Source organism: Thermoproteus sp. CP80 (assembly GCF_002077075.2).
Taxonomy (GTDB): Archaea; Thermoproteota; Thermoprotei; order Thermoproteales; family Thermoproteaceae; genus Thermoproteus.
Window position 1 is genome coordinate 1 of sequence record NZ_LCWM02000050.1, and the last position, 5,400, is coordinate 5,400.

Annotated in this window: 3 protein-coding genes, 1 tRNA gene and 1 pseudogene; 3 read left to right on the top strand and 2 right to left on the bottom strand. The window is 58.6% G+C overall.

Translation table 11 applies throughout. The features are described from left to right. A pseudogene (locus B7L68_RS08060) lies at window positions 1-230 on the bottom strand (fucose isomerase); the annotation flags it as partial. Between the two features lie 728 nt (window positions 231-958). Here B7L68_RS08060 and B7L68_RS08065 point away from each other — a divergent pair. The 3 genes from B7L68_RS08065 (at window position 959) to B7L68_RS08070 (ending at window position 3,314) form a co-directional block, all read left to right on the top strand. Beyond that, the gene (locus B7L68_RS08065) at window positions 959-2,749 is read left to right on the top strand and encodes a hypothetical protein (protein ID WP_081247158.1); all 1,791 of its coding nucleotides are present in this window, start codon (window positions 959-961) and stop codon (window positions 2,747-2,749) included. A gap of 160 nt (window positions 2,750-2,909) precedes the next feature. Further along, window positions 2,910-3,137 (top strand): hypothetical protein, encoded by a 228-nt coding sequence (locus B7L68_RS08530; RefSeq protein WP_143615336.1) that lies wholly within the window; start codon window positions 2,910-2,912, stop codon window positions 3,135-3,137. A 66-nt stretch (window positions 3,138-3,203) separates the two neighbouring features. After that, a tRNA-Cys gene (locus B7L68_RS08070) sits at window positions 3,204-3,314 on the top strand. Window positions 3,315-3,369: 55 nt separating this feature from the next. Here the strand turns inward: B7L68_RS08070 and B7L68_RS08075 are convergent. Then, window positions 3,370-4,758, bottom strand: coding sequence for a YeeE/YedE thiosulfate transporter family protein (locus B7L68_RS08075; protein ID WP_081247159.1), 1,389 nt, complete (start codon window positions 4,756-4,758; stop codon window positions 3,370-3,372). Window positions 4,759-5,400: the final 642 nt, after the last annotated feature.

Here is a 5,400-nt window from a genome sequence, read left to right on the forward strand (position 1 = left end):
GTATATCTGCCCTCGGCCAACGACGCGGCTAAGCCGTAGGGCCTCCCCGTCTCGAAATGGGGCATCAGCCGCCAGGACTTGGCCATGTTGAGGGCCGCCGTGCAGTGGGCGAAGAACGCCTCGGCGCTCTTCGCATACACAACGTTAGCTATCCATCCGCTGTAGCCCGTCAGCCCCTTGGAGATAAGCATGCCCGCAAGCGCCTGGAGGTCCCCCTCGCAGGCGACCACATCCCCTTTGGCGTTTGCCAAAGCCAATGCAAGACAGGGAGTAACGCCGTATTTTAATATGTAGGGGAAACAAGCGATCGCCTTGCCGTCTTTATGGGGATCGACGCATCGGTTCCACTTGCGCCTCCTCCACCTCATCCACGCCTTAGGGCTCGGGACTTGAGGGGCCGCCGAGGCGGTTGGGAGATGAAGGCGGGGCCCGCGCGTCCGGCCGGTGCGGGCGCAGTCGGGAGAGGAAGGGGACGGAGAATTCGATACGACGATCCGCCGGCGGGCGGGCCTCCGGCGGCGGGCAGGCGCGGGCATACAGTACGAATACTTGTACGGCTCGATCCTCTTCAGCCGCCCCAAATCGTTTGCGTCTATGTACAGCTTGCCGGTATACTTCTCCGCGAACACCGCCCCCATCATTTCCCAAATGACGTCCACACGCCTTTCGCGCCGCATCGATAAACTGAACCGCCCCTCGGCGGGTTCCTCGACGCTTACAGGAACAACATAAAATTAATGCCCACAGGGGGCTAGCCCCCCTGTCAAGACTGATTTGAGGACGCTCCTGAAAGGGAGGCTCACGGCCGAGTGAGGGCGGACAGGGGCCGCGGCCAACGCGCCGTGAAGGCGGCCCAGACGGCGAATTCGATCAGCCGGACGCCTCGCATGCGCTAACGGCTCGATTCTGCCGGACAACGGCGCATCGAATTAATTTAACAGCAATCTCCGGCCTAGATATGGAGAGGAGATTCTCTATAGACGAACTTGGGCGTCGCCTTGAGCTGGCGCTTAAGCCCATCGAGAAGCCGCCGTCGCTTGACGGGGTTCTGGCGGCCGTGGGGAGGAACGGCAAGCTCCGGGGGCCGGCGGACTGGGTCTTCCCGGCGTGGAGGCTCTACGTCGACTACGTCGTCGAGGAGATCATCGGTAGGTTCAAGCCGTCCGCCGAAGAGGAAGAACAGCTGAGGGACTTCGGCCGTAAGTTGGATACGCTTCTGGGGCAAGCCGAAGGGCAGGCGAGGGCCAAGCTGGAGGCGGTATACAAGGCCGTCGTCGACGGCACCTACAGGATGGAGGGAGGTCGGCTATACGCGCCGGACGGGGCGTGGATGTACATAGCCAAAGTAGCCGCACCGCGAATCGCGATCCACGGCGTCAGCGCCTCGGCGCATTTTCCCGATGTGTTGAAGCTTCCGCGCGAGCGGCTTGAACTGCTTCAGCTGGGCTGGAGGGCAAGCGATGAGGGCAATAATGGCGGCCGGCCCTTCATGGGCACCACGCAGCCTTGGCAAGTGTTCGCCTGGACTGCGGCGAGATACGGAGAGCTCTATGTATATGTCGATTCGGTTATCTTGACGCGTGAGGGGGCGAGCGTGGAAGTGACTATCATAGCGAAGAGCTGGAGACAGAGGCGGAGCAAGGCGGAGGCCATAGATCTGGTGGCTAGCCACCTCAGGCGCGGGGAGTGGGCGCCCCTGCTAACAATGTGGTTGGGAGATGGTGATGCTAAACGGAGGGATGTATTAAGTAGCGATTACGAGCTTGTTATTGCAACCAAGGAGCCCTGGAGGTTGGGTTCGAGCAAAAGCACAAGAGAGGCTCTCGTCGCCACTGGCAAGGAGGCGTTCGAGAGGCTTGGGGAGTCGGCCGGCGCATACGGCGTGTTGCTCGATCTTCTGAAGGCCCACAAGTGGATCGACGTGAAGCTGGCCACAGACGACGGCTTCAGGGCCGCCTTCAAGCTGAAGGCGAAGAAGAGGAGCATAGACGTCCTCAGGGAGGCGTTCGGGCAAAACGGCGAAATCCCTACGGAGCAGTTCTCATATGCTGAAGACGGACAGAGGAGAGGCGCCGTGGTCGTGGCGGACGTCGTGATGCATCTCGAGCTGGTGGGCGGCAGGGGCGGCTCACTCCTTGCCGAATACTTCACCCGCGATGTAGGGAGGGCGCTCGCCGCTGCCAGGAGGCTTGAGTCGGCCGGGCTTAAGCCTAACGTCGTGAGGTCCGGCCCCAACTACGTCGTGTATATAGCCACGGCCGATCTCTTGAGGCTGGCGGAGGGGGACGAGGCCGTCAGGAGGGCCATAGCGCTTTATCTCGCCGAGAAGGCCAAGAACGGCACGCCGAGGCAGAGGGAACTCGCCGAAAAGATCCTAAAAAGACATCCCCTTTTTCCCTTCCAACTCTTACCGTTTCCTCGAAATCGGCATCTCTGCGCGTTAGCCAATAGAATCGATGACGAGTTTAGCCGATACGTGGTGTGGAACCGACGACAGCCGACATGTGGAATCGACCAGCGCCCGGTCGGACTGCGCCGACGACAGCCGGAAGAGTTCGGTGGAGCCGCCGAGGGATTTAAACGCGGCGTATATCTTGGCCGCCTCCTCGACGCCGAAAACGGATATAAACTCGGGGTCAGGCTCGGAGCCCTCCACCACCTCGGCGAATTTGTCAAGGTCCATGACGTCCACGACGCCGCCGAACTTCGCCGAGAATCTATCCGCCTGGGCCGTGCGTCGACCTATTAACAGAACCCTGGGCTCCGTCAAGAGCGCGACGGCCCTGGCGATCCCCCTAGCCCTGGCCGCCACCTCGCCGCAGTCCTCCCCAGGCGCGCAGTGCACAGGCCAAACCCTAACCCCCTCGGCCTCTAGATAGGACCTGGCCGATAGGGAAGACGCAGCGCTGTTGTGCTCCGGGAAGCCCAACGTCACCACCGACCTGACGCCTAGACGTCTGGCGTATTCGGCCACGGCGACGCCGGTGCCCCCGGTAAGCGTGACGGCAAGCAGGGCCTTGGCCCTAACCTCGGGAGCCTCGTCTGCTGACTTGAATGGGCCTAAGACCTCCGGGAGATGGCGCGCGGCGTCTCTAAACCTCCTCTCGACGTACTCCTCGCCGTGGACGGGCGAGTAGAAAGCCACAGCGACGTACACGCCCAATTCGGAGCAAAATTAATAAACTTATGGCGTGACATACACAGCCGCCGTAGCTAAGCCCGGTATAGCGGCGGGCTGCAGATCGCGGGCACGCGCTCGGAGACCCGTAGCCGGTAGCCGGCGGAGGTCCCGGGTTCAAATCCCGGCGGCGGCTCTCCTCATCGAATAGATAGGGAAAAGGGGGTATAAAAAGGACGGGAAGGGGTTACTTATTCGGCGTAGCCCCAGGAGTTTATCCTTAGCTTCATTACGTATCTCAGAGTTATTGCGCTTCCTGCCATGACGGCGAGCATGAAGACGAAGCTGGATACCGCCATCTGCAGATTGCCGCTGAGTATGTGGCCGCTCGCGCACCCGTTCGCCATCCTGGCGCCGAACAGCACCAAGAACGCGCCGAAGAACGAGCCGAGGAATCTCCTGGCCTCCGACTCGCCGAATCTGTGGGCCCAGACTCTGGGTATCTGCTTCTTGAACCCCATGAACCTCCTGGAGATGAATATCGACGATATCAGCCCGCCGAGGAAGGTGCTGAGGTCGGTTATCGGCTCCCAGCCTATTTCGCTGAACGGCTTATTCACCGGCACTCCGTTGACTATATGCATTCCGCCGAATAGCTGGAAGTAGGGGTTGGAGGCCGCCCAATAGGGGTTCACTAAATAGGACAGCTGAGCCCCTATCCAGGAATAGGTGGTGGACTCGCCGAAGATCTGGTGTAATATTATCACGGCCACGGCCTCTACGGTGAAGGCGAGGCCCAACACTACGACGTATCTGGAGTTCCTGATGCTGCTCTCATTTATCAACTCCAGCAAGTATTTGTTCTGCCTGGGATACTTCGCGGCCTCCTCCCTTATCACGTCCTCGTTCCTCACGGTGGTCCCTCTCCCGGCTAGGTGGAATCCACAGGCCTGTCTGACCGGTTGCTTGGGGAAGCGCGGCAGGAATAGGAATACTAGGAACATGATGGTTCCGAATATCAGAGCGCTTATGAACATGGCGATCTTATCGTTGAAGGGTATCCCGAACAGCTGCGGCCAAGTTATGGCCCCGAAGTTGAAAGCGTCCCAGAGATATGGCTTGACCCAGCCGAATATGACGGACCAGGTGAAGGCGCCCAGCAAGCCCCCGGCTACCGCGTACAGCGCGTCCCTCCTTCCCTGTCCTAGAGCTATCCATACAGTGCCCGGGAAGTAGCCGGCCAACCCCACGCCTATGCCGAATATGAGGCCGCCTAACACCACGCCGCCCACGAAGAAGGCCTTTAGGCCGAAGTTCGGCGCGGTGAAGAGGTTAAGGCCGTACAGGAGTATCGCGCCTAGCCCTATGGCGAAGCCGAAACACGCTATCAAGAACCTGTCCTGCAACGCCATCACTCTGAAGAGCGTGTCTGGGTCTGAGAAGTTCCACAGCTCTAGGGGTATGGCCAACGGGAGGGCGGCCACTAGGCCCAACAACAACGGGGCCTTGGTCTGGTGGAGCGCCGCCTGCATGTAGACGCCGCCGAAAAGCATGGCGAGGGAGAGGAGCAACAGAAGCCACGCCGTGACGTGCATCGTCCTCATGTCCTTCAGATATTGGGGATCTTGTCCGTTTGGCATGGATTAAACCGTATTTTCTATTTTTAAGCATTTTGTCAAATTTTTGAAATAGTACAGGGCTAGTGGTCCTCAACGGCTTGTTATAAAGATTTATACTGATATCGTCAATATAAAAATAATTATTATAATATAAAAAATTATATTTAGCTTTATTAAATTTAAAATTATATGATTAAGTTAAAGCAATTTCTCGATATACTCTAGTTTTTCATCAACAGATCAAAAGAATAGTTTTTTCGCTTATTGTAATCTTTTTAATGAATAATTGATTATTATTGTAAAAGTCCTCGACCTAGCTAGAAAGGTCGCTCTTATGCCTCACGGCGCCTCCACCGGGCTCTTCCGGCTATCGTCGGCGCGGTCCGACCGGACATTGGCCGATTCCACATGTCTGCTGTCGTTGTTAAGCGCCAGGACGAAGACGCGGTCCGCCAAGACCGCCACAACGCGGCCATACCCAGCTTTATGGAGAGCCGAGATAAGACTTATTGAGTCGGGATGCCGGCCACTCCGGCCCATCCAGGGCCATTTCCCCTAGGCTCACGGCCGGCTCCATGTGGCCGTCATAACGCCCTCGGCGCAACCGATCTCGGCGCGTTTGATGCCCGCGGGCCTCGGCGGGCGGAGCTCTCGATTCTGCCG